The 24835-nt window shown below is 58.5% G+C and carries 33 protein-coding genes; 20 read left to right on the top strand and 13 right to left on the bottom strand.

Annotation, left to right across the window (positions count from 1 at the left end; translation table 11 throughout):
• Positions 1–220: 220 nt before the first annotated feature.
• Positions 221–472 (top strand): DUF1652 domain-containing protein, encoded by a 252-nt coding sequence (locus tag PSH69_RS11580; protein ID WP_305412084.1) that lies wholly within the window; start codon positions 221–223, stop codon positions 470–472.
• On the opposite strand, the gene PSH69_RS11585 is transcribed toward PSH69_RS11580, so the two are convergent.
• Positions 469–1365, bottom strand: coding sequence for a LysR family transcriptional regulator (locus PSH69_RS11585; RefSeq protein ID WP_305412086.1), 897 nt, complete (start codon positions 1363–1365; stop codon positions 469–471). The two genes, PSH69_RS11580 and PSH69_RS11585, sit on opposite strands and share 4 nt — an antisense overlap.
• Before the next feature lie 129 nt (positions 1366–1494).
• Here PSH69_RS11585 and PSH69_RS11590 point away from each other — a divergent pair, with 129 nt between their 5' ends.
• From PSH69_RS11590 to PSH69_RS11625, 8 genes are all read left to right on the top strand, one after another.
• Positions 1495–2643: a muconate cycloisomerase family protein gene (locus tag PSH69_RS11590; RefSeq protein WP_305412088.1), complete on the top strand. Its 1149-nt coding sequence runs from the start codon at positions 1495–1497 to the stop codon at positions 2641–2643.
• Between the two features lie 10 nt (positions 2644–2653).
• Positions 2654–2944: a muconolactone Delta-isomerase gene (gene catC / locus PSH69_RS11595; RefSeq protein ID WP_007936026.1), complete on the top strand. Its 291-nt coding sequence runs from the start codon at positions 2654–2656 to the stop codon at positions 2942–2944.
• A gap of 51 nt (positions 2945–2995) precedes the next feature.
• A complete protein-coding gene (catA, locus tag PSH69_RS11600; RefSeq protein ID WP_305412090.1) occupies positions 2996–3925 on the top strand; it encodes a catechol 1,2-dioxygenase in 930 nt (309 codons plus the stop codon).
• 120 nt (positions 3926–4045) lie between these two features.
• Positions 4046–5005 carry an AraC family transcriptional regulator gene (locus PSH69_RS11605; protein WP_305412091.1) on the top strand — a complete coding sequence of 320 codons (960 nt, stop codon included), beginning with the start codon at positions 4046–4048 and terminating at the stop codon, positions 5003–5005.
• Positions 5006–5253: 248 nt separating this feature from the next.
• The gene (gene benA, locus PSH69_RS11610; RefSeq protein ID WP_305412093.1) at positions 5254–6618 is read left to right on the top strand and encodes a benzoate 1,2-dioxygenase large subunit; all 1365 of its coding nucleotides are present in this window, start codon (positions 5254–5256) and stop codon (positions 6616–6618) included.
• The gene (gene benB, locus PSH69_RS11615; RefSeq protein WP_230172038.1) at positions 6615–7103 is read left to right on the top strand and encodes a benzoate 1,2-dioxygenase small subunit; all 489 of its coding nucleotides are present in this window, start codon (positions 6615–6617) and stop codon (positions 7101–7103) included. The genes benA and benB overlap by 4 nt, the downstream gene beginning before the upstream one ends.
• 10 nt (positions 7104–7113) lie before the next feature.
• On the top strand, positions 7114–8127 hold the full coding sequence (benC, locus tag PSH69_RS11620) for a benzoate 1,2-dioxygenase electron transfer component BenC (RefSeq protein ID WP_305412095.1): 1014 nt from the start codon (positions 7114–7116) through the stop codon (positions 8125–8127).
• A gap of 24 nt (positions 8128–8151) precedes the next feature.
• Entirely contained in the window at positions 8152–8925 is a 774-nt protein-coding gene (locus PSH69_RS11625) for a 1,6-dihydroxycyclohexa-2,4-diene-1-carboxylate dehydrogenase (protein WP_305412096.1), read from the top strand.
• Positions 8926–8955: 30 nt separating this feature from the next.
• On the opposite strand, the gene PSH69_RS11630 is transcribed toward PSH69_RS11625, so the two are convergent.
• Positions 8956–9318 carry an NUDIX hydrolase gene (locus PSH69_RS11630; RefSeq protein ID WP_305412097.1) on the bottom strand — a complete coding sequence of 121 codons (363 nt, stop codon included), beginning with the start codon at positions 9316–9318 and terminating at the stop codon, positions 8956–8958.
• 222 nt (positions 9319–9540) lie between these two features.
• Between PSH69_RS11630 and PSH69_RS11635 the strand changes: the two genes are divergently transcribed.
• On the top strand, positions 9541–9744 hold the full coding sequence (locus tag PSH69_RS11635; protein WP_007941550.1) for a hypothetical protein: 204 nt from the start codon (positions 9541–9543) through the stop codon (positions 9742–9744).
• A gap of 50 nt (positions 9745–9794) precedes the next feature.
• Here the strand turns inward: PSH69_RS11635 and osmE are convergent, their stop codons facing one another.
• A complete protein-coding gene (gene osmE / locus PSH69_RS11640) occupies positions 9795–10154 on the bottom strand; it encodes an osmotically-inducible lipoprotein OsmE (RefSeq protein ID WP_305412099.1) in 360 nt (119 codons plus the stop codon).
• An 11-nt stretch (positions 10155–10165) separates the two neighbouring features.
• On the bottom strand, positions 10166–10405 hold the full coding sequence (locus PSH69_RS11645; RefSeq protein ID WP_305412100.1) for a hypothetical protein: 240 nt from the start codon (positions 10403–10405) through the stop codon (positions 10166–10168).
• 91 nt (positions 10406–10496) lie between these two features.
• On the opposite strand from PSH69_RS11645, the gene PSH69_RS11650 reads away from it, so the two are divergent.
• The 3 genes from PSH69_RS11650 (at position 10497) to PSH69_RS11660 (ending at position 12501) form a co-directional block, all read left to right on the top strand.
• Positions 10497–11723, top strand: a complete 1227-nt coding sequence (locus PSH69_RS11650) for an RtcB family protein (protein WP_305412101.1) — start codon at positions 10497–10499, stop codon at positions 11721–11723.
• 99 nt (positions 11724–11822) lie between these two features.
• Positions 11823–12059 carry a hypothetical protein gene (locus PSH69_RS11655; protein WP_305412103.1) on the top strand — a complete coding sequence of 79 codons (237 nt, stop codon included), beginning with the start codon at positions 11823–11825 and terminating at the stop codon, positions 12057–12059.
• A gap of 106 nt (positions 12060–12165) precedes the next feature.
• Positions 12166–12501, top strand: coding sequence for a hypothetical protein (locus PSH69_RS11660; RefSeq protein WP_019649234.1), 336 nt, complete (start codon positions 12166–12168; stop codon positions 12499–12501).
• A 279-nt stretch (positions 12502–12780) separates the two neighbouring features.
• Here the strand turns inward: PSH69_RS11660 and PSH69_RS11665 are convergent, their stop codons facing one another.
• On the bottom strand, positions 12781–12975 hold the full coding sequence (locus tag PSH69_RS11665) for a hypothetical protein (RefSeq protein WP_081625797.1): 195 nt from the start codon (positions 12973–12975) through the stop codon (positions 12781–12783).
• 178 nt (positions 12976–13153) lie between these two features.
• Between PSH69_RS11665 and PSH69_RS11670 the strand changes: the two genes are divergently transcribed.
• From PSH69_RS11670 to PSH69_RS11680, 3 genes are all read left to right on the top strand, one after another.
• Positions 13154–13348, top strand: coding sequence for a hypothetical protein (locus PSH69_RS11670; protein WP_018927982.1), 195 nt, complete (start codon positions 13154–13156; stop codon positions 13346–13348).
• A gap of 288 nt (positions 13349–13636) precedes the next feature.
• Positions 13637–13822, top strand: coding sequence for a hypothetical protein (locus tag PSH69_RS11675; RefSeq protein WP_172901198.1), 186 nt, complete (start codon positions 13637–13639; stop codon positions 13820–13822).
• Between the two features lie 252 nt (positions 13823–14074).
• Positions 14075–14329, top strand: coding sequence for a hypothetical protein (locus tag PSH69_RS11680; protein ID WP_305412106.1), 255 nt, complete (start codon positions 14075–14077; stop codon positions 14327–14329).
• A 187-nt stretch (positions 14330–14516) separates the two neighbouring features.
• On the opposite strand, the gene PSH69_RS11685 is transcribed toward PSH69_RS11680, so the two are convergent.
• Positions 14517–14930 (bottom strand): CBS domain-containing protein, encoded by a 414-nt coding sequence (locus PSH69_RS11685; protein ID WP_018927979.1) that lies wholly within the window; start codon positions 14928–14930, stop codon positions 14517–14519.
• A gap of 327 nt (positions 14931–15257) precedes the next feature.
• On the opposite strand from PSH69_RS11685, the gene PSH69_RS11690 reads away from it, so the two are divergent.
• Positions 15258–15833 (top strand): hypothetical protein, encoded by a 576-nt coding sequence (locus PSH69_RS11690; RefSeq protein ID WP_305412108.1) that lies wholly within the window; start codon positions 15258–15260, stop codon positions 15831–15833.
• 204 nt (positions 15834–16037) lie between these two features.
• Here PSH69_RS11690 and PSH69_RS11695 read toward each other — a convergent pair whose 3' ends face one another.
• Together PSH69_RS11695 and PSH69_RS11700 are read right to left on the bottom strand one after the other, a co-directional pair.
• Complete coding sequence (locus PSH69_RS11695; protein WP_305412110.1) at positions 16038–16781, bottom strand: anti-sigma factor; 744 nt, start codon at positions 16779–16781, stop codon at positions 16038–16040.
• The gene (locus tag PSH69_RS11700) at positions 16774–17286 is read right to left on the bottom strand and encodes a sigma-70 family RNA polymerase sigma factor (protein WP_007941935.1); all 513 of its coding nucleotides are present in this window, start codon (positions 17284–17286) and stop codon (positions 16774–16776) included. Before PSH69_RS11700 ends, PSH69_RS11695 begins: the two co-directional genes overlap by 8 nt.
• Positions 17287–17439: 153 nt before the next feature.
• On the opposite strand from PSH69_RS11700, the gene PSH69_RS11705 reads away from it, so the two are divergent.
• Together PSH69_RS11705 and PSH69_RS11710 are read left to right on the top strand one after the other, a co-directional pair.
• The gene (locus tag PSH69_RS11705; RefSeq protein ID WP_305412113.1) at positions 17440–18408 is read left to right on the top strand and encodes a metallophosphoesterase; all 969 of its coding nucleotides are present in this window, start codon (positions 17440–17442) and stop codon (positions 18406–18408) included.
• Positions 18409–18422: 14 nt separating this feature from the next.
• On the top strand, positions 18423–18731 hold the full coding sequence (locus PSH69_RS11710; RefSeq protein WP_007941931.1) for a cupredoxin family copper-binding protein: 309 nt from the start codon (positions 18423–18425) through the stop codon (positions 18729–18731).
• Between the two features lie 163 nt (positions 18732–18894).
• Here the strand turns inward: PSH69_RS11710 and PSH69_RS11715 are convergent, their stop codons facing one another.
• Genes PSH69_RS11715 through PSH69_RS11725 form a run of 3 tightly spaced genes read right to left on the bottom strand, consistent with a single transcriptional unit; the run spans position 18895 to position 21578 of the window.
• A complete protein-coding gene (locus PSH69_RS11715; RefSeq protein WP_305412116.1) occupies positions 18895–19539 on the bottom strand; it encodes a TetR/AcrR family transcriptional regulator in 645 nt (214 codons plus the stop codon).
• Positions 19526–20377, bottom strand: a complete 852-nt coding sequence (locus PSH69_RS11720) for a 3-hydroxybutyryl-CoA dehydrogenase (RefSeq protein WP_305412117.1) — start codon at positions 20375–20377, stop codon at positions 19526–19528. Before PSH69_RS11720 ends, PSH69_RS11715 begins: the two co-directional genes overlap by 14 nt.
• Positions 20378–20393: 16 nt before the next feature.
• Positions 20394–21578, bottom strand: a complete 1185-nt coding sequence (locus PSH69_RS11725) for an acetyl-CoA C-acyltransferase family protein (protein ID WP_305412118.1) — start codon at positions 21576–21578, stop codon at positions 20394–20396.
• 132 nt (positions 21579–21710) lie between these two features.
• Between PSH69_RS11725 and PSH69_RS11730 the strand changes: the two genes are divergently transcribed.
• Positions 21711–22727, top strand: a complete 1017-nt coding sequence (locus PSH69_RS11730) for an AraC family transcriptional regulator (RefSeq protein ID WP_305412119.1) — start codon at positions 21711–21713, stop codon at positions 22725–22727.
• 341 nt (positions 22728–23068) lie between these two features.
• Here PSH69_RS11730 and PSH69_RS11735 read toward each other — a convergent pair whose 3' ends face one another.
• Positions 23069–23743 (bottom strand): polysaccharide lyase family 7 protein, encoded by a 675-nt coding sequence (locus tag PSH69_RS11735; protein WP_305412121.1) that lies wholly within the window; start codon positions 23741–23743, stop codon positions 23069–23071.
• A gap of 332 nt (positions 23744–24075) precedes the next feature.
• The gene (locus tag PSH69_RS11740) at positions 24076–24804 is read right to left on the bottom strand and encodes a helix-turn-helix transcriptional regulator (protein ID WP_305412122.1); all 729 of its coding nucleotides are present in this window, start codon (positions 24802–24804) and stop codon (positions 24076–24078) included.
• Positions 24805–24835: the final 31 nt, after the last annotated feature.

The raw sequence follows: 24835 nt of genomic DNA on the forward strand, positions 1-24835 counted from the left end.
AGCAGTCGTGAATCCGGCTGGCGGGGTTTGCCTGATGCACCGCAAGTTCTGGTTTGACGACTGCTGCGCAGCCGAACGCAGCCTCGCAGCCTCGCAAGCTCGACAGCTGCTACGGCGAACGCGGGCTCGCCAGCTCCTACGAAGCTCACTGGCGCATTGCGCAAGCTGAACTAATCTCAGTGGATCCAATCTGAAAACCGTCCATGGAGGGGCGTCTGTCATGGTTTCAATTGAGCAGCTTTGCCAGATTGTCGAGTCCGGTTTCAAGCCGCTCTCCTGCGAATGCACCGTGAACCATGATGAAACCTTGCGGATCAAGGTTTTCGATCAGAGCACCGGGCGGATTGAGTTGTTGATCACCGGCGTATCCCCCGACAAACTGATCAGTGTTCGCGATATTTCCAAGCTGATCGGCGAACTTCGCACAGAAATGCGTGCCGGTCGCCGAGCGTTCGCCGGTGTCGTGGCCTAGTCTGCAGGTCTGTCGCGCGGCAGCAGTTCATCGATCATCTGCAAGCAATGATTCAACCCCGGCGACACATCGCCCACGCGCCTGCTGAGGATGATCGGCGAGGTCGCGTTGTCTTCCAGCACCGGGGTAAAGCCAATGTCGTCTCGGTGAAGCAACTGCACCGAGGCCGGTACCAGCGTTACCCCGATTCCCGCCCCCACCAGACCAATCGCCGTTTGCAGCTCGTTGGTCCATTGCGCCACCTTGATGTGCACGCCACTGGCTTCGAACAATGCGATCACGTGGTCGGCGTAACTCGGACGCGGGTTGCCGGGATAGAGCACAAAGGGTTCCTTGGCCAGTTCCCGAAGGTTGATGGGCCTGGCGAGGAGCGGGTGGCCGGCGGGCAGGGCGGCCACCAGTCGGTCTTCGGTGAGCACGGTCTGCAGAATGGCCGGGTCGTCGATGCGGATGCGCCCGAAGCCGATATCGATACGCCCGGCCTTGAGCGCCTGCACCTGTTGCAACGTGGTCATTTCCGAGAGCCCCAACTCCAGCGCCAGAGGCTCGCCGCTGCGCAACCGGCGAATCAGTTCCGGCAGCACGCCATAGAGGGTCGAGGGCGCAAAGCCGATGCCCAGCCAGGTCTTTTCGCCCAGGCCGATCCGCCGCGTGTTGTCGCAGACCTTGCTCAGTTGTTCGAGCAGGGCGGTGGAGTGTTCATGGAAAAAACGCCCGGCGTCGGTCAGCTTCAACGGTCGGCCGCGCTCCAGCAGCAGTACCCCGAGTTCGTCTTCCAGCTGCTGGATCTGCCGGCTCAGCGGCGGTTGGGCGATGTGCAGCAGTTCGGCGGCGCGGGTGAAGTTGAGGGTTTGAGCCAACACCTGAAAATATCGCAGGTGACGCAGTTCCATGGGGCCTCCAGACGTCGATCTGTTAAATACCTTTAAGGTATCGAGTCAGACCAATTCTATATTGGCTTCCCGAAAAAAGCCGTACCAGAATCGGTTCCAGAACTTTAAGAACCTGACGGGTATCGCGACATGCTTGCAACAGTCATTGAATCGATCGAGACGATCATCGTCGATCTGCCGACCATTCGCCCACACAAGCTGGCGATGCACACCATGCAGAACCAGACCTTGGTGATCATTCGGGTGCGCTGTGCCGATGGCATTGAGGGTATCGGTGAGTCGACCACCATTGGCGGCCTGGCCTACGGCAACGAAAGCCCGGACAGCATCAAGACCAACATCGACAAACACTTCGCGCCACTGCTGATCGGCCAGGACAGCGGCAATGTGAATGCCGCGATGTTGCGCCTGGAGCGCAGCATTCGTGGCAACACCTTCGCCAAATCGGGTATCGAAAGCGCCTTGCTCGACGCCCAAGGCAAGCGCCTTGGCCTGTCGGTCAGCGAACTGTTGGGCGGACGGGTTCGCGATGCGTTGCCGGTGGCCTGGACCCTGGCCAGCGGCGACACCGCCAAGGACATTGCCGAAGCGGAAAAAATGCTCGACCTGCGCCGCCACCGGATCTTCAAGCTGAAAATCGGCGCCGGCGAGGTCAACCGCGACCTGGCTCACGTCATTGCGATCAAAAAGGCCTTGGGCGATCGCGCCAGCGTGCGGGTCGATGTCAATCAGGCCTGGGACGAAGCAGTCGCTCTGCGGGCCTGCCGGATCCTCGGCACCAACGGCATCGACCTGATCGAACAACCGATCTCGCGCAATAACCGCGCCGGCATGGTGCGCCTGAATGCCATGAGCCCGGCGCCGATCATGGCCGATGAATCCATCGAATGCGTGGAAGATGCCTTTAACCTGGCACGGGAAGGCGCCGCTTCGGTGTTCGCTCTGAAAATCGCCAAGAACGGCGGCCCGCGCGCCGTGCTGCGAACCGCCGCGATTGCCGAGGCGGCCGGTATCGGCCTGTACGGTGGCACCATGCTCGAAGGCGGTATCGGCACGCTGGCCTCGGCCCATGCCTTTGTCACCCTGAATACATTGAGCTGGGATACCGAATTGTTCGGCCCGCTGCTGCTGACCGAAGACATCCTCAGCGAGCCATTGGTCTACCGCGATTTCCAACTGCACGTCCCGTCAACACCGGGGCTGGGGCTGGTTCTGGATGAAGAACGCCTGGCGTTTTTCCGTCGGGACAAAAGTTCCACTGTCGTTCATCAAGCCTGAGGAGGGCATCATGCTGTTTCACGTAAAAATGACCGTGAATCTACCGGTCGACATGAACCCGGAGCGCGCCGCTCAGCTCAAGGCCGACGAGAAAGCCCTGGCCCAACGCCTGCAAGAGCAAGGCAAATGGCGTCATCTGTGGCGCATCGCCGGGCTCTATGCCAATTACAGCGTGTTCGATGTCGACAGCGTTCAGGAACTGCACGACCTACTGATGCAATTGCCGCTGTACCCGTACATGGCCATCGAGGTCAACGCGCTGTGCCGGCATCCTTCTTCCATTCGCGAGGATGACCGCTGAACCCAGCCTGTTCAGTTCGCTACGCTAATAATTACAAGATGAGGATCCACCATGAACGTCAAGATTTCCCACACCGCCAGTGTCCAGAAGTTCCTCGAAGAGGCCAGCGGCCTGCTCAACGAGGCCGGCGATTCGCGGGTCAAAGCGCTGGTTTACCGCATCCTGCGTGATTCGGTGAACATCATCGAAGACTTGGCCGTGACCCCGGAAGAATTCTGGAAAGCCGTCAATTACCTCAACGTGCTGGGCGCGCGGCAGGAGGCCGGTCTGTTGGTTGCCGGGCTCGGTCTTGAGCATTACCTCGACCTGTTGATGGATGCCGAAGACGAGCAGGCCGGCAAATCCGGCGGCACCCCGCGGACCATCGAGGGGCCGCTGTATGTGGCGGGTGCGCCGCTGTCGCAAGGCGAAGCGCGTCTCGATGACGGCGTCGATCCGGGTGTGATTCTGTTCATGCAGGGCCGGGTGTTCAACACCGCCGGCGAACCGCTGGCCGGGGCGGTGGTGGATGTCTGGCACGCCAACACCGGCGGCACCTATTCGTACTTCGACACCACCCAGTCCGAGTTCAACCTGCGTCGCCGGATCGTCACCGATGCCGAGGGCCGTTATCGCTTCCGTAGCATCGTGCCGTCGGGCTACGGCTGCCCGCCGGATGGTCCGACTCAGCAACTGCTCAATCAACTGGGTCGTCATGGCCAGCGGCCGGCGCACATTCACTTCTTCATTTCGGCACCGGATCATCGTCACCTGACCACCCAGGTCAACCTCGATGGCGATCAGTACCTGCATGACGACTTCGCCTACGCCACCCGTGACGAACTGATCGCCAAGATCACCTTCAGCGACGATCCGCAGCGTGCAGCGGCCCATGGCGTAAGCGGTCGTTTTGCCGAAATCGATTTCGACTTCACCCTGCAGTCGTCCGCCCAGCCTGAGGAGCAGCAACGCCACGAGCGGGTGCGTGCGCTCGAGGACTGATACCCCTCGACCAGCCAAATCGGGCCACGAGATAACCAACCGTTTATCTCGTGGCCTTCTGTGTTTCGGGCAGTACCCTAGAATGGCGGCGCCACCGATAACAACAATGAGAGTGATCCGATGATGCAAGCGCAATGGTTGAGTCATCGCAGCAGAATCTTCGACCATGCCGACCCGTATGCGGTGTCGGGCTACGTTAATCAGCATGTCGGCAACCATTGCCTGCAGATGCCCAGGGTCGGACGACCGCTGGCCAGCCTCGATCATCGCAAGTTTGCCAGCCTTGATCTGTGCCGCATCAGTTATGGCGCCAGCGTGCGGGTGACCTCTGGCGCGCTGGACAGCATCTATCACTTGCAGGTGTTGCTGCGCGGCAATTGCCTGTGGCGTGGCCACGGTCAGGAACATTACTTCGCGCCCGGGGAGTTGCTGCTGATCAACCCGGACGATCCGGTGGATCTGACCTATTCCAGTGATTGCGAAAAATTCATCCTGAAAGTCCCCACCCGGCTGTTGGCGTCGGTGTGCGAGGAGCAGCGCTGGCGGTATCCGGGGCAGGGCGTGCGGTTTCTGGAAAACCGTTATCAGCTCAATGAACTGGAAGGTTTCGTCAGCCTGCTGGCGATGATTTGCCAGGAAGCCGAGGCTTCCGAGCCGATTCCTCGCGTGCAGGAGCACTATGCGCAAATCGTGGTCAGCAAGATGCTGGGCCTGATGAAAACCAACGTCATGCGCACCGACCCTGGCTCAGCCTCGGCCACGTTCGAGGCGCTGGTCGATTACATCGCCCGCAACCTCAAGCAAGACATCGACAGCGAAGAGCTGGCGCGCCAGGCGCGGATGAGCCTGCGTTCGCTGTATGGGCTGTTCGAACGCAATGCGAGGGACACGCCGAAAAACTACATCCGGCAGAAGAAGCTCGAGCGCATTCACGCCAACCTGAGCGATCCGACCTGCAACGTGCGCAACGTCACGGAAGTGGCCATGGATTACGGCTTCCTGCACCTGGGCCGGTTCTCCGACAGCTACCGCAAACAGTTCGGCGAATTGCCTTCCGACACCCTCAAGCGCCGTCACTGAGATCAATGAGCCTGTTGATCGTTCCCACGCTCCCGCGTGGGAACGCCTCAACGGACGCTCCGCGTCCGCTTTTTGGACGCAGAGCGTCCCGGGCTGCATTCCCACGCAGAGCGTGGGAACGATCAAGTCATCAACCACCGACCGCCCTTTGCACAAAACGGATACAGGTCTGCACCCCGCGGATAGTCCGCCCCATCCCCACGTCCTAGCATGGCCCTGCCTGAATAAAAACAATGGAGGCGGCGGCCATGTCCCTGCGACCCGAATACCTTCACTCCCTGCTTGAAGAAGACCCTGAACAGGGTATCTATCGCTGCAAGCGCGAGATGTTCACTGACCCGCGGCTGTTCGACCTCGAGATGGAACACATCTTCGAAGGCAACTGGCTGTACCTGGCGCACGAAAGCCAGATCCCCAACAATAACGATTTCTACGCCACCACCATGGGGCGCCAGTCGATCTTCATCGCGCGCAACAAGGACGGTGAGTTGAACGCCTTTATCAATGCGTGCAGCCACCGCGGGGCGATGCTCTGCCGGCACAAGACCGGCAACAAGAGTTCGTACACCTGCCCGTTCCACGGCTGGACTTTCAACAACTCCGGCAAGTTGCTCAAGGTCAAGGACCCGGCGGCGGCCGGCTACCCGGCGAGCTTCAATTGCGAAGGCTCCCACGACCTGACCAAAGTCGCGCGTTTCGAGTCCTATCGCGGCTTCCTGTTCGGCAGCCTCAAGGCCGATGTGGTGCCGTTGGTGGAGCACCTGGGCGAGTCGGCGAAGATCATCGACATGATCGTCGACCAGTCCGCCGATGGCCTGGAAGTGCTGCGTGGTTCCTCCAGTTACATCTACGAAGGCAACTGGAAACTCACCGCCGAGAACGGCGCCGACGGCTATCACGTCAGCTCCGTGCACTGGAACTACGCCGCCACCCAGAACCAGCGCAAACAGCGCGAAGCCGGCGAAGACATCCGCACCATGAGCGCCGGCACCTGGGCCAAGCAGGGCGGTGGTTTCTATTCCTTCGACAAGGGCCACATGCTGCTCTGGACCCGTTGGTCCAACCCCGAGGACCGTCCGCTGTACGAGCGTCGCGACGAGTTGGCCCGGGACTTCGGCCAGGCTCGCGCCGACTGGATGATCGAGAACTCGCGCAACCTGTGCCTGTACCCGAACGTGTACCTGATGGACCAGTTCAGCTCGCAGATTCGCATCGCCCGGCCGATCTCGGTCAACCGCACCGAAATCACCATTTACTGCATCGCCCCCAAAGGTGAAAGCGACCACGCCCGTTCGAGCCGCATTCGGCAGTACGAGGACTTTTTCAACGTCAGTGGCATGGCCACTCCAGACGATCTGGAAGAGTTTCGCTCCTGCCAGACCGGTTACCAGGGCAGCGTCACCACCTGGAACGACATGTCCCGTGGTGCCGAACACTGGATTGAAGGCGCCGATGACGCGGCCAAGGAAATCGACCTGCACCCGTTGCTCAGCGGGGTGCGTACCGAAGACGAAGGCCTGTTCGTGCTGCAACACAAATATTGGCAGCAAACCATGCTCAAGGCCCTGGCCGCCGAACAGTCCGAACTGATTGCAGTGGAGGCCGTGCAATGACCATCACCTATGACGTGGTTCGCGATTTTCTCTACCGCGAAGCGCGCTACCTCGACGACAAGCAATGGGATGACTGGCTGGAGTTGTACGCGCCGGACGCCACTTTCTGGATGCCGTCCTGGGACGACAACGACGAGCTGACCATCGATCCGCAGCGGGAAATCTCGCTGATCTGGTACGGCAACCGCACGGGCCTGGAAGATCGCATCTTCCGCATCAAGACCGAGCGTTCCAGTGCCAGCATGCCGGACACCCGCACCTCGCACAACCTCAGCAACATCGAGCTGATCGAACAGGCCGACGGCTTGTGCAAGGTGCGTTTCAACTGGCACACCCTGAGCTTTCGCTACAAGACCGTCGACAGCTATTTCGGCAGCAGTTTCTACACCCTGGATGTGCGCGGCGAGAACCCGCTGATCTTGGCCAAGAAAGTGATCCTGAAGAACGACTACGTTCGCCAGGTCATCGATGTTTACCACCTCTGAGGCGGCCGTCATGACTCATTCCATTGCGTTCAATTTCGAAGATGGCGTCACCCGGTTCATCGACGCCAACGCCGGCGAAACCGTGGCCGATGCCGCGTACCGCCAGGGCATCAATATTCCGCTGGACTGCCGCGACGGCGCCTGCGGCACCTGCAAGTGTTTCGCCGAAGCCGGGCGCTACGACTTGGGCGAGGACTACATCGAAGACGCCCTCAGCGCTGACGAAGCGCAGCAGGGTTTTGTCCTGACTTGCCAGATGCGTGCGCAGAGTGATTGCGTGGTGCGGGTGCCGGTTTCATCGGATGTCTGCCGTACTCGTCAGGCCAGTTACGACGCGACCATCAGCGCCGTGCGTCAGCTGTCCGACAGCACCATCGCTCTGTCGATCAAGGGCGAAGCCCTGAGCAAACTGGCGTTTTTGCCGGGGCAGTATGTGAACCTCGGCGTTCCCGGCAGCGAGCAGACCCGCGCGTATTCATTCAGCTCGTTGCAGCGTGACGGCGAAGTCAGTTTCCTGATTCGCAACGTGCCCGGCGGTTTGATGAGCAGTTTCCTCACCGGCATGGCCAAGGCCGGCGACAGCATGAGCCTGGCCGGACCGCTGGGCAGTTTCTATCTGCGCGATATTCGCCGGCCGTTGTTGCTGCTGGCCGGTGGCACCGGCCTGGCGCCGTTTACCGCGATGCTGGAAAAAATCGCCGAGCAGGGCTGCGAGCATCCGCTGCATTTGATCTACGGCGTGACCAACGATTTCGACCTGGTGGAAATCGATCGACTGGAAGCCTTCGCCGCACGAATCCCGAACTTCAGCTTCAGCGCCTGCGTGGCCAACCCCGACAGCCGGCATCCGCTCAAGGGCTACGTGACCCAGCACATCGAGCCACGGCATTTGAACGATGGCGACGTCGATGTCTACCTGTGCGGCCCGCCGCCGATGGTCGAAGCGGTCAGCCAGTTCATTCGCGAGCAAGGCATCGCGCCTTCGAACTTCTACTACGAGAAATTTGCCGCCAGCGCGGCCTGAGCCGCGCTGTTGTGGGAGAGATACATGAACAGATTCCACGAAAAAATCGCGCTGATTACCGGTGCAGCCCAAGGCATCGGCCGGCGTGTGGCGGAACGCATGGCCGCCGAAGGTGCGCGGTTGATTCTGGTCGACCGCTCCGATCTGGTGTTCGAGTTGCAGAAGGAACTGGGGCGGGACAGCCAGGTGCTCGCCTTGACCGCCGACCTTGAGCAATACAGCGAATGCAGCCGGGTGATGCGTACCGCCGTCGAGCGCTTCGGGCGCCTCGATGTGTTGGTCAACAATGTCGGCGGCACGATCTGGGCCAAGCCTTTCGAGCACTATGAAGAGTCGCAGATCGAAGCCGAAGTGCGCCGTTCGTTGTTTCCGACGCTGTGGTGTTGCCATGCCGCGCTGCCATTCATGCTTGAACAAGGCAGCGGCGCCATCGTCAACGTTTCATCCATCGCCACCCGCAGCGTCAATCGCGTGCCGTACGGTGCGGCGAAGGGCGGGGTCAATGCGCTGACCGCGTGCCTGGCGTTCGAAACCGCCGGCCGTGGCGTGCGGGTCAATGCGACGGCCCCCGGTGGCACCGAAGCGCCGCCGCGGCTGATTCCGCGCAACACCGCGGAACAAAGCGCTCAGGAGAAGCTGTGGTATCAGCAGATCATCGACCAGACCCTCGACAGCAGTTTGATGAAGCGCTACGGCACACTGGATGAACAGGCCAGCGCTATTCTGTTTCTGGCCAGCGACGAAGCCTCCTACATCACCGGCATGGTCATGCCGGTCGGTGGTGGCGATCTGGGCTGACCTTTCAGGGGGGGCGTCGGCTGCGATGAGCTACAAGCGACGCTGAAACGCTCTGATGATTCTGAGTGTGGCGTCGCTTGTGTTCAGGTTCTGGACGGCGTCCAGCGGGTACCAGATGCAGTCGAAGATTTCATTCTGTGGCCGCGCCTCGGCCATGTTTACGACCGATGCCTCATAGACATGATGCCGGGTGCTGATCGTTTCCAGCTCCATCAGATACAGCAGGCTGTCGACCCCAAGCCCGGTTTCTTCATAAAGCTCTCTTGTGGCCGCGCCCGCGATGGTTTCGCCAGGCTCGATTTTTCCACCCGGCAGGGTCCAGCGCCCCCTGGGTTTGCGCACCAGGAGAATGTGCCGGTCCTGCTCGCAAATGACGGTTGCGCGTACTTTCATGGATTACCTGATTGCCGGTTGTCATAAAACAGTCATAAAAATGCAATATTCAGACCGCAATCCGCAAACGTGTCTGCTTCAAGGGTTGGAGTCGCCAGGGCGGTTGAAAGTGCAATGGAATGCCGGAATCCTGACGCGACGTCTGGTCGGCACTTCAGTGAAGGTCGGGTGTAAGGTAGTTGAGTGGACCCTGGACTATCACTGCCGAAATGGAGGTGACTAATGAGCGTTCCTATGCTGACCAAAATGCACATGAACGGCTATGACGTACTCAGCGTGAACAGTGGCCCGTGGCGGGTGTGCACCAAAGGTGACCGGCTTGGATCCTTTGGCAGCCGAGAAGAAGCACTGGCCTATGCGGCTGCGCTTCCCGCCTACAGAGCCCGGTCGGGCAGATCATCGCGTAGCCACAAATCAGACAAATAGTGCGCCTGAAGCCCCGGTACGCCGGGGCTTTTCGTTATAAAGTCGTGGGCTCAGTAACCACCACCCATCCCGCCCGTGGACGGGGAATACTCTCTGGCTTTTCGTTGGACACGACTCCACTCGGCGCAGGTCATGAAGGCTTTATGGTCGACCTGGCCCCTGCCATCAAAACTGACGCTATACGGCTGCTGACGGCCGGCCTGGGTCAGCTTGTAATCAAAGCAAGTGCCAGGCTCCACCGTGCGATCGGTGATCGATAGCGGCTTGCCGCCAATCTGCTCGACCTGGTCCTTGGTCATGCCGGCTTCGACCTTGGCGACCAGCGGTTGGTCCCGGTAGATATGCGATTCCGTGTTACAGCCACTTGTCGCCGCCAGCACGGCGATCAGCGCGCATAGAGGCTTGTTCATGGCCGCGCTCTCTAGTGAGCTTTCGTTCGAGTGATGGTCTTTGCTTTCACCTCTTCAGCATAGCCCGCCAGCCGCTCTTCATCGCCCTGGAACAAGGAGCACAGCTTGAGCGTCGCCTCGGCGTCCACATCATTGCCGGCCAGGCGCAATTGCTCCGCGATGCGCAAAAGTTCTACCGCCGACCACCTCAGATCCGACGCCACGCCTTGCAGGTCGCGCCGAAGTTGCTGTTCATATTCGTTAAGCCACATGATGACCTCCTGCAATTCCCCGCTACGAAATAGTAATCCCATTTACCTCGATGGAGCGTTATGTTCGTCTGATCCGAAGAGAGTCGAAATCATGCAACAACCTGCCTACCAACTGCTGGAAGTCGCCCACGGCAAGCCGATCAAACTCTGGACCGAAGGCGTGCCGGTTGAAAGCGAAGCCCGGCAGCAACTGATCAATACCGCGAAGATGCCGTTCATCTTCAAGCACCTGGCGGTGATGCCGGACGTGCACCTGGGCAAAGGCTCCACCATCGGCAGCGTGATCCCCACCGTGGGTGCGATCATTCCGGCGGCCGTGGGCGTGGACATCGGCTGCGGCATGATTGCCGCGCGCACCTCGCTGAGCGCTGCCGATTTGCCGGACAACCTGCATGGTCTGCGCACTGCCATTGAAAAGGCCGTGCCCCATGGCCGCACGTTGAGCCATGGCCGCCGTGATGAAGGCGCCTGGGAGCGCGTTCCGCAGCAGGCCGATCAGGCCTGGGCGGCGCTGAACCCTCGGTTCAGGGCGATCACCGACAAGTACCCGAAACTCGCCAGCACCAACAACCGCCAGCACCTGGGGACCCTCGGCACCGGCAACCACTTCATCGAGGTCTGCCTGGACGAGGCCAATCGCGTCTGGTTCATGCTGCACAGCGGTTCTCGCGGCGTTGGCAATGCCATCGGTACGCTGTTCATTCAATTGGCCCAGGCGGACATGCGCCAGCACATCGCCAATCTGCCGGACCGTGACCTGGCCTACTTCAAGGAGGGCAGCCGGCACTTCGATGACTACGTCGAAGCGGTGGGCTGGGCTCAGGACTTCGCCCGGCAGAACCGTGCCTTGATGATGCAAGCGGTGATTCACGCGGCGCGGCAGGTGATCCGCAAACCTTTCGAGGTTGCGCTGGAGGCTGTGAACTGCCACCACAATTACGTGCAAAAAGAGCGGCATTTCGGCGAGGACATCCTGGTCACCCGCAAAGGCGCGGTGTCGGCGAAGAAGGGCGAGTTGGGGATCATTCCCGGTTCCATGGGGGCCAAAAGCTTCATCGTTCGCGGCCTCGGCAACGAGCAATCGTTCTGTTCCTGCAGCCACGGCGCCGGTCGCACCATGAGCCGCACCAAAGCCAGGAACACCTTCACCGTCGCCGACCAGATCCGCGCGACCGCCCATGTGGAATGCCGCAAGGATGCGGCGGTCATCGATGAGATCCCGATGGCCTACAAGGACATCGACAAAGTCATGCTCGCCCAGCGTGATCTGGTGGAAGTGCTGCACACGTTACGACAGGTGGTGTGCGTGAAGGGGTAGGGATGGGAAGTGTTCCGCTGGTCGGGAAAATCAACGGGAGTGGGCAGCTCTGCTGTCGTATGGAGGTAGTGATCCATTCGCTGGGGCGAGGTATCTCAAATGACGGCGACTGATGATTTCAAACACCATGCGCATGAACTGATCGTGGACCTGGATGCGGCCACCACGGAAATGATGAAGCTGATTTCAGCCCATCAGCTCAGTGGGCCGGAATGGGAACGGGTCACGAAATGGCAGCATGAAGCGTACGAGCGGTGGATGAAGTATCTGAATGCGAGTTCGTATACCGATTCCGGCTCGGGGGTCGATCCGGGGCAGGGCGAGGCCTCAGTATAGAAGCCTCTATATAAAAAGCCCCTTTATGCCGGCGTAGCCCCAGCGTTTGCTGGATGTCTGCGCAAGTACAGGCTACATTTCCCGTTTTTCAGGATAGAGAAGCATCATGCGGATGTTGATAGCGGGAGTAACGGTGGCTGCGTTGGCGGGCTGTTCATTGCCCGCATCCCTGGTGCCCGGTGAGCCCAATGTCAGCAAATACAGCGATAAGGCACCCAAGGAATATGCCGGGTGTGTATTGCCGTTGTGGCGTCAGGAGATTGCGGGAACAACGCAAACCGCGATTTCCAATGGCTATCGGATTACTGCGCCGAGCGTCATCACAGCTGACGAAATTCTGGATATCGTGAAGTCGAAGGATGGCAGCCGGGTATCGCTTTACCAAGGACCGCCATGGGCCAAGTCAGGAGCGTTGCGCCAGGCTGTCCGGGATTGTCTGTAACGGCTTTTTCAGTAGATGGCTCAAAAATAGTGTGGATATTTAATGGGTTACGAGATTTAGTAACCGAATGGTGAATCAAAATATCTTGTTACAGATCAATTGATTGGGTAATATTGCCCCGCGTTCACCACCACGGTTTATGCATTTTTAAAGCCCAGGCGTCCATCAGCTGCCTGGGCTTTTTTTTGTCTGGCATTTAGGGATGGCTTACAAGCACGCTGCCGGCAGAGCGCCAGCAGCGTTGGTGATGAGGTGGGTAAGCGCTATTGCTGCCTGTTGTTACCCGGCCGGATCAGCCTTGCGCCGATCACTGCCAGAAGGATTGCCAGTGTTTATAAGCCTCCTCTCGACCAGGACATTTCGCAGGGCCTGGCGTGCCGAAGGATCCAGTTGATGTTCTCTCTCCTTGAGTTCAAGCAAGATGGGGCTGGACCAGCCACGATAGGTTTGCTCGGTAATACGAGTAGGCGTCATCTATCTCTCCCTTGTGAGTCGCCCGACAACACAGTGGGCGAAGTCCTGTGAGATAAAAATCCTAGTCGAGGAAACGATTTGTCGCCAGCGATTGGCAGTGCCGATTGTCCTGCGCAATGAAGGTAGTTGGTGATTCGGGCGTAAACTGAAAAGGCTACCTCATCAAAAGGAGCCGCATATGATCGCCGACCAAACGATTAGACAGGCGTCGGAGCAAAGCACTGTTTGGGACCAATATTTCTGTGCTGCGCTGATTGCCGAAAGCCATCTGACGGCACCGGTGGTAGGAGAAACCACCCACGAAGACAGGCAAAACATGCTGATTCAAAGGGCCAAAGCGCTTGCCGACAAGATGCTTGAAAACAGAAGATAAAACGGAGCCCGGCCATTGCGCCGGGCTCTTCACTTATCGCCCCTTTGACAGGTCACCTGGCCAGGCTGTCACTTGGCGGCGCGATGGACTGATCCGGTTTTTTTGGGCGCTGAGTTCTTTGTTCGTGGATCGTCTACAGTTGGTAATTCATGGATACGGAGATCGAACATGAAGTGCTTAATTTGTCACGCTGTCTCTAACACTGTTCATGTGGCTGAAGACTGGTCAGAAGTTGCATGCTCGGCTGGCTGTGGACGCTTCAGGGTCTCGGCCAACCTGATTAAAAGCATGAAGGGCAGGAACGAATCCTTTGACATCGAGCGCACAAGACAATGGCTCAAGATGTCCCGCAATGACGAGCCGGTGCCGTTGATATCCCGCTATGACTACAACGTTGCCTTGTTGCATCGCGACACCGGGGAGAAGTCGGTCATCGCGCCGAGTCGCTCCAGGCAGCCGCTGACGTCGGATTAGATTTTCGACCGGTTGTAACACCACCTTCCGAAGGCTGCGATCTTTTGATCTTCAGCGGCTCCTGAACGATCAAGAGATGCAGCAGCTGCCGAGCGACGCCTAACGTTCGACCGTCATGTAAAAACAAGCAACCTCCTTGGATCGCCCGTGTCGATATCAACATATCCGCGCGATTCGTCATCACACCTGCCCAGGTTGTCAGCGTTTATGGCGGGCTGAAAGCGGCTATAGCTGAATGTTCAGGAGGTGGTTATGAACTGTCCGCTGTGTGGTAATACCAATGCGCTGGAAGATCGTTCGTTCGGGGGCGGATTGCGCATTCATTGCGAACCGTGTGGTGGTTTCTATCGAATTTCATCGACCCTGCATGCCTTGGCTGAAGGAAAGTCTTATGACACCGAGCTCGCTCGAGCCCGCCTGAAGAAGAAGCGTGAAACCGGCAAATTGGAGGATCAAGAGCCGGCGCTAGGCCCGGAAGACAAAGACCTACTCATTGAGCCGGGCTAATGTGTCGCGCAAAGCGAATGCAGTTCAGCGAAGGGTGCGTTGCGTGGGGGAAGGCGCAGCGACTATTTATAGAAGGACTCGCCTGGCCTTGGAGCCGAATTTCCAACGGATTCCAGGTCAGGCGAGCGTGTCGGATCCATGGGGCTTTAATCCTGATGAACACTTGAACGGCTCATTATCCAATCGGTTAATGAGCCTGGGCCACGCCGCACAAAACAGTCGCGGCGGCGGACTGAGATCGTGTGCTGGCAATGTTTCCCAGCGATACGACGCCAACCAGACGCTTGTCTCGGTTAAGCACGGGCAGGCGACGGAGGTGGACGTCCGCCATGTTTCTAGCGACATGCTCGATGTCTTCATCCTCATAGCAATAGCGGATGCCGCCACTCATTATTTTACTGATAGGGGTTGTTCCGGTGAGTCCTTCGGCGACTGCTCTGATGGCGATGTCCCGGTCCGTGATCATGCCAATCAGGCGCTCTTGCTCTTCAACCATAATGGCGCCGCTATCGATCCTGGCCATCATGCTTGCAGCCTCCTGGATCGTCTGGCTTGGTTTGGCTGTTAAAACATCTTTCGTCATAACTTCCGAGATCTTCATGAAAAAGACTCCTTTTAAAGGGATGCTTCAGTGATTACTGACTGTCTATTTTTCGACTTGGAGGGGATGTACAGGGTTCAGAATGTTTTGTCTCCGCTCGTCATCGTGATGAACCGGGATTCTCCAGCGCCGCTCATTGAGCGGCGTTTTCGTATTCGGGCGTTGCTCAAGGAACAGCGCAACACCGCAAACGTGCGAGAGGGCAGGCGGCTTCGGATGGATGGTTGAGTTTGTAACTTGCTCGATACAAATATGAATCTGTATCATTTAGTTTCAAATCAAGGGTGCGAGGGAGTGCATTACCCACATAAAAATAAGGTTCAGGTAATGCTCAAAATGCTACTCGTGTACGGTCATCTGATTGCCACCTGTATTGCTCTGGGGAGGGTGCTGCAGGCAGATCAAAAGCTATGGAGCTGGCGCAAGGATGTGTTGAGCCAGGTGCAACGTGAGTATCTCGACGAGACTCAAAAAATCGTCGCGCTCGCGCTATTGGCTCTTTGGGGAAGTGGCTTGCTGCTGGTGCTCCAGGGTTACCTCTATGAGGGGACCACGTATCTGCTCAATCAAAAGCTCTGGGCCAAGGTGAGTGTTGTTGCGCTGCTTAGCCTCAACGGCGCTTTGTTGCATCGAATCGGTTTTCCGCTGCTGCAGAAGGCTCCCTTTGTTTTGTTACACAGCTGCGCCCGGACTCGCCTTGCACTGTTGGGCGCTCTCTCTATGAGTGGCTGGTTATTTGCCGCATTCCTGGGGGTGGCTCGAGCGTGGAATCACGTGCTGCCTTACTTGCATGTGATGGGTGCTTTTGCCGTGTTCTCGTTAGTGGCTTGTGCAGTGGCGTGGATAGTCGCCAGCACAGCAGGCGCCATGGATGATGAGTGGTCGCGCACTGGCAGTGAGTAAAACCTGATTATGCCGGACGCAGGCTGTTCAGGTTTATTCAGAATTGTGTTCGGGACGCAGGGCGCAACTCTGGATAGAGTTCTCACCGCTCACCCAGCTTCGGTTCTTTACCAGGCACGGAGTGCTAGGCCTTGGTTGGGCGAGCACCCATTTTTGATTGTTCTCGACAGAGAGAATGACGGCGCACGCGAAACCATGCTCCCTTCAGGCACCGTCCCTGAGCAACTGGCTGAACGCCTCCAGCTCACTTTTTTCCACATCGGAAACCAGCACGAAGCGCATGTGATTGGTTTGCCAGGACACCACGTTAAAGCCACGAATCGTCTGGGTCTGCCGCGGCTTGTCTGCCTCCGGCACCGGCAGGATAAACACATTGATGATGTGTTTGGCCCTCCCGTAACTCAGGGCTGCCGTGGTCTGGTGTTGCAGATAATCCAGCCGCCCGCCCAGTAATGGAAATCCCTGCGCCGAGTAATCGAATACCGGCGGCGAGAAGTCGAGTTTGCCGGTGAACCAGGGCTTCACGGTGTGACGGTCGGAGGACACCACATCGTTCAGATGCTCGCCCATCAACGAGCGGACATGGCTGGAGACAGCCTCGTCCATCAGCGGTTGCTCGCTGCCCGGCGTCATCACATAAAGCACTGCCGCCAAGGCCAGTGCCGCCGCGGAAAACGTCGGTGCGAACCATTTCTGCCAGCGCTCGACGGCGCGAGTCGCGGGAGTACCTGTGGCAAACGCGCTGGCCGCTAACGATGCCGGCGCCGGGTAATACGGCGCCTGGCGCTTCACACTGACCTTCAGCAGTTTCACTTCATCATGCAGTCGCGCGCACTCGGGGCATGCGGCCAGATGCGCAGCTACATCCGCAGCCGTCGCAGGATCGAGTTCCTGATCCAGATAACCATGCAGCCGTGTCTGGCAAACCGTGCAGTCGAGTTCATTCATGGTCGTGCAACTTCAGTAATTCGAGCTTGAGCATCGCGCGCCCCCGGGCCAGTCTCGACATGACGGTGCCGATGGGGATATCGACCACCAACGCGATGTCCTTGTAAGGCATGTCTTCGAGTTCTTTCAGCACAATCACCTCACGAAACACCGGCGGCAGGGCGCACAGCGCTTGCTGGATCAGCGCCGCGTTTTCCGTGTGAATAGCCAGCAATTCCGGGGTCTGGCTGTGGCTCAGTGCGCCTTCGTCATCGCCGATGTCGTCATCGAAAGCAACCCAATGGCGCCCGGCCGAGGCTTTGAGCCAGGTGTAGCTTTCATTGCGCACGATGGTCAGAAACCAGGCCTTGGCGTTGCCATCGGCGAAACGCTGCAAAAACCTGAAGGCGCGCAGGGCGCTTTCCTGCACGACATCGCGTGCGGCGGCGTCGTTGCCAGTGAGCCAGCGCGCGAGGTTGTAAGCGGCGTCCAGATGGGGCGCAATCAGGTCCTCAAATCGCTTCATAGTGGCTTCCGCACCGTCACACCCCTATAACCGTGAAGTGTGGTCTTTTATTCCCTGAAAAGAATTTGTTTTCCAGCCCGGAATAAACGCTCGTCCCGCAAGGTTTACCTCGTGTCGGCTACATCACTGTAGTCCGCCAGCGAGGACATACCGATGGACATTCAATCAAAACACCCATTGCGCACCGACGACTTGCTGAACCCTGACCGCCGAACGCTGCTCAAGTGCTCGGCGTGGGCCGGGGCAGGGGTTATCTGGGCCCTGAGCGGCGGCATTCCCCGGGCCTTTGCGCTGGATGAGGCAGGCAACGTCGCCGACCCCAAGGCACTGGCCAGCACGTTTCACTTCGTGCAGATCAGCGACTCGCACATCGGCTTCAACAAGGAAGCCAACCCGGAGCCGGCAAAGACATTGCAGGTGGCGATCGACAAGGTCATCGCGCTGCCAAAGCGGCCGTCGCTGATCCTGCATACCGGCGACATCACGCACCTGTCCAAGCCTGAGGAGTTCGACACGGCGGCACAATTGCTCAAGGGCCTGCCGTCCACCGTGCATTACGTGCCAGGTGAACACGACACCCTCGACGAGGGCGGCGGCAAGCTTTACCTGGAGCGATACGGCAAGGGCACCAAAGGCAATGGCTGGTACAGCTTCGATGACCACGGTGTGCATTTCATCGCACTGGTAAACGTCTTCAACTTCCAGGCCGGCCATGAAGCCACCCTTGGCGCCGATCAACTGGCCTGGCTGGCCGATGATTTGCGGGCAGTGAAGTCCAGTACACCCATCGTCGTGTTTACCCACATTCCGCTGTGGACGATTTATCAGCCGTGGGGCTGGGGCACCGAGGATGGTGATCAGGCGATTGCGATGCTGCGTAAGTACGGTTCAGTGACGGTATTGAACGGGCACATTCATCAAGTCATCCAGAAGGTCGAAGGCAACATCACCTTCCACACCGCCCGTGGCACGGCTTACCCACAACCTGCACCGGGTGCGGCGCCGGCACCGGGGCCGATGACGGTGGCCGCCGATCAATTGCGCAATTACCTGGGGATCACCGATGTGCGAGCGACACAGGGCGATCATCCGCTGGCGCTGATTGATTCGACACTGGTCTAGGGGAGGGCGGTCAGATGAAAACGCGACTGTTGGCGGTGGTGTGCCTGATGCTGTCGATGCCGGCGTGGGCTCAGGAGGTGAAGATCGATATCAAGGAGTTCATGTTTGCACCCAAGGATTTGACCGTGGCCGTGGGCACCAAAGTGACGTGGGTGAATGACGACCAGATTCCGCACACGGTGGCAGAAACCCACAAGGTGTTTCGCTCGGGGGCGCTGGATACGAATGACAGTTTTTCCTGGGTGTTCAATACACCGGGAGAGTTCGAGTATTTTTGTGCGCTGCACCCGCAGATGATCGGGAAGATTGTGGTCACCCAGTAAACAAAGGGCGCTGGAAGGTCAAAAGACCGCAGCCTTCGACTGTTCCGACGTCTGCCGGCTCAACCAGCAGGTATCCCCAGAAATGACAAAGCCCCGAATAATCGGGGCTTTGTCGTACGGAATCTGCTGACGACGCAGTTCGAGGAAGAGCCGCATAGGCTTGTTATTTCGTAGTTGGCTGCTTCGTACTGTCGCCCGCGTTGGCAGTCGTCACCCAATTACGCGTCTTTGGCGCCAATAATCGCTCGATGGCGCCACTCACCATGTTTTCCATCAAATTATCGCGCTCTTGTTCATCCAGCGAATAGTGCATCAGCCAACTGGGCGCGCTGTTGAGCAAGGCTGCAATGGCTCGACCTGAGGCCTGTTGCGCCGGTTCGCTCACGCGGGGTTTGGCTCCGAGCATCAGCAGCAATTTGCGTTCGTATTGCTCGCGCAAGTGGCGAACCTGTTCCTGCTGCTCCTCGTTGAGGCAGCCACTGTCGCGCTCCGCCAGTCGAAAATGCCAGGGCATTTCCTGGTGCAGATTCTGGTGGGCGCGGATCAGGCTGTTGAGCCTGTCGCGTTTTGCCGGCGCCTGTTGCTCAAGGCGCCCCAAGGTTGCCAACAGCTCCTCGTAGAACTCCTCGATCAAGTCGAGCAGCAAGTGCTGTTTGCTGGGGTAATGGTGATACAACGAACCTGGAGTGAGCCCCAGGCTCGTCGCCAGCTCACGCATGCCGACCTGACCGAAACCCTTGCTGGCAAACAGCTCCAGCACCTTGCCCCGGTACTCGGCAAACCGTGAGCAACGCTCAGGCATAGGCATGGAAGCCACGTCCCGTTTTGCGCCCCAGGTAACCAGCGGCGACCATTTCCTTGAGCAGCGGTGCAGGGCGATATTTGCTGTCATTGAAGCCGTCGTAAAACGCTTCAAGAATGGCCAGCACCGTGTCCAGACCGATCAGATCCGCCAGAGCCAGCGGCCCGATCGGCTGGTTGCAACCCAGGCGCATGCCGGCGTCGATGTCTTCGGCGCTGGCCAGGCCCTCCTGAAACACCAGGATCGCTTCATTGATCATCGGCACCAGAATCCGGTTGACCACGAAGCCCGGACGGTTGCCCGCGGTGATCGCGGTCTTGCCGAGGGTCTTTGCCATGTCCAACGCCAGGGCGTGGGTGGCATCGCTGGTTTGCAGGCCACGAATCACTTCGATCAGGCCCATCACCGGCACCGGGTTGAAAAAGTGCAGGCCGATGAAACGCTCAGGCTGGCTCACGCTGGCGGCGAGTTGGGTGATGGACAGCGACGAGGTGTTGGAAGCGATCACGCACTCGGCGCTGACCTGAGCGGCGATCTGTTGCAACACGCGCAGTTTCAGATCGAGGTTTTCGGTGGCGGCTTCGATCACCAGTTGCGCGTTCAGCAGGCTGCCGTAATCAGTGCTGGTGCGAATCTTGTCGAGGGCGGCGAGCTTTTGTTCCTGCGTCAGCGCGTCCTTGGCGACCTGCCGATCAAGGTTTTTATCGACGGTCGCGATTGCCCTTTGCAGAGCACTCTCGGAAATATCGATCAAGGTTACGTTGAAGCCGGCCAGGGCGCAGACTTGCGCGATGCCATTGCCCATGGTGCCGGCGCCGATAACGCCAATGTTCTGTAGGTTCATGCGTATGTCCTTGTGATCAAACCCGCTCGAACAACACGGCGATGCCTTGGCCGCCACCGATGCACATGGTCGCCAGGGCATAACGGCCCTGACAGCGGTGCAGTTCATGAATGGCTTTGGTGGCGATGATCGCGCCAGTGGCGCCCACCGGATGGCCCAGCGAGATGCCCGAACCGTTGGGGTTGACCTTCTGCGGATCGAAACCCAGCTCTTGCGCTACGGCACAGGCCTGGGCGGCGAAGGCTTCGTTGGACTCGATCACGTCAAGGTCGGCAACGGTCAGACCGGCACGCTTGAGCACCAAACGGGTGGCGGGAATCGGTCCCAGCCCCATCATTGAGGGCTCAACGCCTGCGTGGGCATAACCCACCAGTCGAGCCATGGGCTTGAGGCCCTGTTCCTGAACAGTTTGACCGGTGGCCATGATCAGTGCGCCGGCACCATCATTGAGACCAGACGCGTTGCCGGCGGTGACGGTACCGTCCTTTTTGAACGCCGGTTTCATGCGGCTCAATTGCTCGACGTTGACCTCAGCCCGTACATGCTCATCCGTCGCAAACGAAACCGTCCCTTTGCGGGTCGCGACTTCGATCGGCACGATCTGCCCGGAAAAACGCCCCTCGGCAATCGCCCGGGCAGCACGCTGTTGGCTGAGCAGCGCCAGCTCATCCTGGACCTGACGTGTGATGCCATAGTGCTCGGCGATATTTTCAGCGGTGATCCCCATATGGAAACCGGCAAACGGGTCTTGCAGTGCGCCAAGCATGTAGTCGACGGCCTGCATGTCGCCCATTCGTGCGCCCCAGCGCGCTTGCGGCAACAGGTACGCGCCTCGGCTCATGGACTCGACGCCACCTGCCAGCGCAGCGCCCGCATCCCCCAGCATCAAACTTTGCGCGGCACTGACAATCGCCTGCAAACCCGAACCGCAAAGGCGGTTGACGTTGAAGGCGGGAGTCTCTTTCGTCAGGCCGGCATTCATCGCTACGACCCGGGAGATGTAGGCATCGCGTGCCTCGGTCGGGATCACATGTCCCATCACCGCATGACCGATGTGCTCGGGCGCCAGGCCCGATCGTTCGATAGCGGCGCGGCAAACATCGGTTGCCAACTGAATGGGCGGTACATCCTTGAGTGAACCGCCAAAGCTGCCGATGGCAGAGCGGACGGCGCTCACTACAAAAATATCGGAATGGTTCATGTTGGCTCTCTTGAACAGGTCTTTTTTGTTGAGCACGAGTCTAGAATCAGCAGCGCCACTGGCCTATGCCAAAACTGTTCAAGGGTGATGGCGTTTTTTGCCATGTTCAGATGTGAGGAGAGAGGCATTCAAATGCGGGAAACGGATTCGGTGGCGGTTTACTTCATGTATCCCATGATCCATGCGTTGCGTGAGAAGCCGCAGCGTCTGCGGTCACTCCTTGAACAGGTGGGAATTGATCCGGCACTGATGGATCAGCCGACAGCACGGGTGCCGGCCACGGCTTTCGCCGCGTTGTGGCTGGCGCAGATTCGTGAGTTGGACGATGAATTTTTCCAGTTGGATTCCCATGGTATGCCGCCGGGCGGTTTTGCCTTGATTTGTCGGGCATTGATTCAGGAGCCGACACTGGAAAAAGCCATGCGTCAGTGCCTGGCCAATTTCGCCTTGTTCCTGCGTGATTTTCGCGGCACGTTGAGTGTGCGTGGCAAGCGTGCGGTCATCAGCTTGCAGACCCGCTCGCAGAACAGCGAGGTCAGCCGGCTGGGCGAAGAAACGTTTCTGGTGTTGATGATCAGTCTGCTGTGTTGGCTGGGCGGGCGGCGAATTCCCATCGATCGTGCGGACTTTCGTCATCAGCGTTTGTTGCTGCGTGATGACGCCTTGCTCTGGGGGCCCAACCTGACCTTTGGCACCGAACACACCGAAATCGAGTTCGCCAGTCACTACTTGCGGCTGCCGGTGGTTCAGGACCTTGCCTCGCTGAAAGTGTTTTTGCGCACCGCACCGCAATGGCTGGTGATCCGCTTCCGCAACCAGCATGGGCTGGCATCGCAGGTTCATCAGCGCCTGCGCCATAGTCATTACAGCGAATGGCCGACCTTGCAGGACTTCGCCCTGGAACAGCATCTGAGCCCCAGTACCTTTCGCCGGAAACTGGGACGTGAAGGCTGTTCGTATCAGGAAATCAAGGATGAAGTGCGGCGCGGGGTGGCGTTTGAACGGTTGCGACAGAGTAAGGCGAACATCAGCGATATTGCCGAACAGTTGGGGTTTCAGGAGCCGAGTGCGTTTCACCGTGCCTTCAAGAAATGGACGGGGGAGAGCCCGGGGCAATACCGTTTGCGGTTTCAAGGTCGTGATGATTGACCCATCCGGGAAGTCTTTTTGTGGTCTGTTTAGTTCGAGACGTGTTGAGCATTGCGCTCCGCTTTTCCAGTGGTGCATTCAGGTCGTGAACTGATCCAGAACCACTCGGCTGCGCTCATCCGTGCCGTGCGCATCGGGGGTGATCTACGCGAGGTCGTCACCTCTGGCCAGCCACTGAGTACGCCGGTCTCTGCCCGGCGTACTCAGTGGCTGGCCTGATTAACAGTCAGGTGCCTGCTTTGCTACAGATCACACTCCGATGCGCTCTCAATGAGAGGGGCGGGCAGTTATCGTCAGGCTGACGTGACGCTGGTTGTCTTGCTCGCACGAAATGCGCGATTTCAGAGGTGTGTGATGGAAAGGTCGCTGATGATGCAGACCGAACCGTCTTGCGGGTCAGTGGTGTCGGTGTAATCGATCTGGTTGTACACACCGCCGTGGAAGGCGAGAGTTTTCGTGTCCCAGGTGTTGTCGAGGCGCATGATTGCGGAGGTAGATTTGACGCCATTACAGCTCGCCGAGACGGATACAGCGCCGCTCGAATTGGCGTGAATGTTGATTTTGAAAAGTGCACCGAGTGGCACGTCTTCCAGAATCGTCGTGTTCACCGGGTCTTCCTGGAGATAGCTCGACCGAAATCCCATCGTGATTCGGCCTTTGTTCCAAAACACTTTTACAGGTGGCCTTTCCGAACCCTGAACATGAATCTGGCTGATCACAACCTTCTGCAGCGAGTTGACCTTCGTGACTCGCATTTCTTGTCGGTTCCAGTGGTCAGCAGCGCTGGTGAACAACCAATAGCCTGGCTCTTTCCACTCGCAGCGCGTCCGCAGGGTGCTCTTGCTCGAAGCACCGAGCGTCGGCGCCGTCATTTGCAGCGAGCCATCTGGAAGCATCGAAACAACTTCCGGGCATTCGAGCAGTGCCCGCCAGCCGATCAATTCAAGCGCGATCGGGTTGGTGTCGGAGATTGGGAGCGGTGTAGCGATTGTGTAGTTGCTGATGTCTACGGTCATGGTCATTTCCCTATTTCATTTGATGTCACCCTTTGCTCAGTTGAGCCTTACGTTTGGTGCTGCTGGGCCAGTGATGCGTTGGCCTGCACCGAAATATAGGTATTCCCGTAATTTGTGTCAATGGGTATTCCCATAATTCGGCCGCTCCCACATTCTTATGGTGAGAGGGGGGTCTGCATTTGGTGAGATTGGATGCGCTGAAATTCATCTTGGGAGTGCGGCCACGCGCAGTACGACGAACGCCTCAAGCTCGTCCAGGCATTGAGGAGTGGCGTCCAGCAGAGCGTGTATCTGTTCTGTCAGGCTGCAACCGTTGGAGCCAACTCAGCCCTTCAACGCGAATACATCGCCCACCAGAACACATGCCCCAGAATTGAAATCTGCTGCTCCTGGATTTGCTGGAACGTATAGTCCTCGTCCGGATGTTCGTCTCGGTTGAAGCTTCTCAGGCGAATTCCGGTGGGTGTGCGGTACACCTGCTTGACCCTTAGCTGGCCGTGGTGGTTGATTGCGTACATCTCGCCGTCGACGATATCGCTCAATGTATTCTTGCCGACATTCACGCCAACCGTGGCGCCGTCGCGCAGCACCGGCAGCATGCTGTTGCCACTCACCGCCACGCACTTCGCGTTGCTGAACTGAACGTTGTTTTGGCGAAGGTCTTTCTTGAAGAAGCGCAGCCTGGCGCTGGCGCTTTCGGCAATCGCGAATCGGCCGGAGCCCGCTGCTAACTCCACTTCCTGGAGAAATGGCACGTAAACCTCGTCGTCATCGAGCGGGGTTTCGTCATCCCATGTCTCAATGTCTGACATTGCCACGTTTGGTTGAGTGCGCTCAGCGGCTACTGCAACACCTTTAAGCATGTCGCCACTGCCTTCAGCGAGCCACATAGGGGAGACACCACAGACCGAAGCAATCTGAGCAGCAAAGGCTGTCGCCTTCGATTTGCCGCGCTCAAGGTCGGATATTGATGTCTGTGTGAGGCCGGCGCGCTCAGCAAGCTCGGTCTGGTTTAGACCGGCATGGCGACGGGCGATTTTGAGTCGTTCTTTAAATTCCATTCGCGAAGTATTACGGGCGCTCCCATACTCT

It is taken from the genome of Pseudomonas sp. FP1740 (genome assembly GCF_030687165.1).
In the GTDB taxonomy this organism is placed as follows: domain Bacteria; phylum Pseudomonadota; class Gammaproteobacteria; order Pseudomonadales; family Pseudomonadaceae; genus Aquipseudomonas.

Excerpts from the sequence above, each read along its gene's own strand:
- PSH69_RS11580 (WP_305412084.1), top strand. The coding sequence starts at position 221 with ATGGTTTCAATTGAGCAGCTTTGCCAGATTGTCGAGTCCGGTTTCAAG.
- PSH69_RS11720 (WP_305412117.1), bottom strand. The coding sequence starts at position 20,377 with ATGAACCTACAGAACATTGGCGTTATCGGCGCCGGCACCATGGGCAAT.
- PSH69_RS11655 (WP_305412103.1), top strand. The coding sequence starts at position 11,823 with ATGACGGCGACTGATGATTTCAAACACCATGCGCATGAACTGATCGTG.
- PSH69_RS11635 (WP_007941550.1), top strand. The coding sequence starts at position 9,541 with ATGAGCGTTCCTATGCTGACCAAAATGCACATGAACGGCTATGACGTA.
- PSH69_RS11625 (WP_305412096.1), top strand. The coding sequence starts at position 8,152 with ATGAACAGATTCCACGAAAAAATCGCGCTGATTACCGGTGCAGCCCAA.
- catC (WP_007936026.1), top strand. The coding sequence starts at position 2,654 with ATGCTGTTTCACGTAAAAATGACCGTGAATCTACCGGTCGACATGAAC.
- PSH69_RS11690 (WP_305412108.1), top strand. The coding sequence starts at position 15,258 with ATGCTCAAAATGCTACTCGTGTACGGTCATCTGATTGCCACCTGTATT.
- PSH69_RS11590 (WP_305412088.1), top strand. The coding sequence starts at position 1,495 with ATGCTTGCAACAGTCATTGAATCGATCGAGACGATCATCGTCGATCTG.
- PSH69_RS11735 (WP_305412121.1), bottom strand. The coding sequence starts at position 23,743 with ATGACCGTAGACATCAGCAACTACACAATCGCTACACCGCTCCCAATC.
- PSH69_RS11680 (WP_305412106.1), top strand. The coding sequence starts at position 14,075 with ATGAACTGTCCGCTGTGTGGTAATACCAATGCGCTGGAAGATCGTTCG.
- PSH69_RS11650 (WP_305412101.1), top strand. The coding sequence starts at position 10,497 with ATGCAACAACCTGCCTACCAACTGCTGGAAGTCGCCCACGGCAAGCCG.
- benA (WP_305412093.1), top strand. The coding sequence starts at position 5,254 with ATGTCCCTGCGACCCGAATACCTTCACTCCCTGCTTGAAGAAGACCCT.
- PSH69_RS11605 (WP_305412091.1), top strand. The coding sequence starts at position 4,046 with ATGATGCAAGCGCAATGGTTGAGTCATCGCAGCAGAATCTTCGACCAT.
- PSH69_RS11685 (WP_018927979.1), bottom strand. The coding sequence starts at position 14,930 with ATGAAGATCTCGGAAGTTATGACGAAAGATGTTTTAACAGCCAAACCA.
- osmE (WP_305412099.1), bottom strand. The coding sequence starts at position 10,154 with ATGAACAAGCCTCTATGCGCGCTGATCGCCGTGCTGGCGGCGACAAGT.
- PSH69_RS11700 (WP_007941935.1), bottom strand. The coding sequence starts at position 17,286 with ATGAAGCGATTTGAGGACCTGATTGCGCCCCATCTGGACGCCGCTTAC.
- PSH69_RS11725 (WP_305412118.1), bottom strand. The coding sequence starts at position 21,578 with ATGAACCATTCCGATATTTTTGTAGTGAGCGCCGTCCGCTCTGCCATC.
- PSH69_RS11670 (WP_018927982.1), top strand. The coding sequence starts at position 13,154 with ATGATCGCCGACCAAACGATTAGACAGGCGTCGGAGCAAAGCACTGTT.
- PSH69_RS11740 (WP_305412122.1), bottom strand. The coding sequence starts at position 24,804 with ATGGAATTTAAAGAACGACTCAAAATCGCCCGTCGCCATGCCGGTCTA.
- PSH69_RS11665 (WP_081625797.1), bottom strand. The coding sequence starts at position 12,975 with ATGACGCCTACTCGTATTACCGAGCAAACCTATCGTGGCTGGTCCAGC.
- catA (WP_305412090.1), top strand. The coding sequence starts at position 2,996 with ATGAACGTCAAGATTTCCCACACCGCCAGTGTCCAGAAGTTCCTCGAA.
- PSH69_RS11630 (WP_305412097.1), bottom strand. The coding sequence starts at position 9,318 with ATGAAAGTACGCGCAACCGTCATTTGCGAGCAGGACCGGCACATTCTC.
- PSH69_RS11585 (WP_305412086.1), bottom strand. The coding sequence starts at position 1,365 with ATGGAACTGCGTCACCTGCGATATTTTCAGGTGTTGGCTCAAACCCTC.
- PSH69_RS11710 (WP_007941931.1), top strand. The coding sequence starts at position 18,423 with ATGAAAACGCGACTGTTGGCGGTGGTGTGCCTGATGCTGTCGATGCCG.
- PSH69_RS11705 (WP_305412113.1), top strand. The coding sequence starts at position 17,440 with ATGGACATTCAATCAAAACACCCATTGCGCACCGACGACTTGCTGAAC.
- PSH69_RS11695 (WP_305412110.1), bottom strand. The coding sequence starts at position 16,781 with ATGAATGAACTCGACTGCACGGTTTGCCAGACACGGCTGCATGGTTAT.
- benB (WP_230172038.1), top strand. The coding sequence starts at position 6,615 with ATGACCATCACCTATGACGTGGTTCGCGATTTTCTCTACCGCGAAGCG.
- benC (WP_305412095.1), top strand. The coding sequence starts at position 7,114 with ATGACTCATTCCATTGCGTTCAATTTCGAAGATGGCGTCACCCGGTTC.
- PSH69_RS11730 (WP_305412119.1), top strand. The coding sequence starts at position 21,711 with ATGCGGGAAACGGATTCGGTGGCGGTTTACTTCATGTATCCCATGATC.
- PSH69_RS11645 (WP_305412100.1), bottom strand. The coding sequence starts at position 10,405 with ATGTGGCTTAACGAATATGAACAGCAACTTCGGCGCGACCTGCAAGGC.
- PSH69_RS11660 (WP_019649234.1), top strand. The coding sequence starts at position 12,166 with ATGCGGATGTTGATAGCGGGAGTAACGGTGGCTGCGTTGGCGGGCTGT.
- PSH69_RS11715 (WP_305412116.1), bottom strand. The coding sequence starts at position 19,539 with ATGCCTATGCCTGAGCGTTGCTCACGGTTTGCCGAGTACCGGGGCAAG.
- PSH69_RS11675 (WP_172901198.1), top strand. The coding sequence starts at position 13,637 with ATGAAGGGCAGGAACGAATCCTTTGACATCGAGCGCACAAGACAATGG.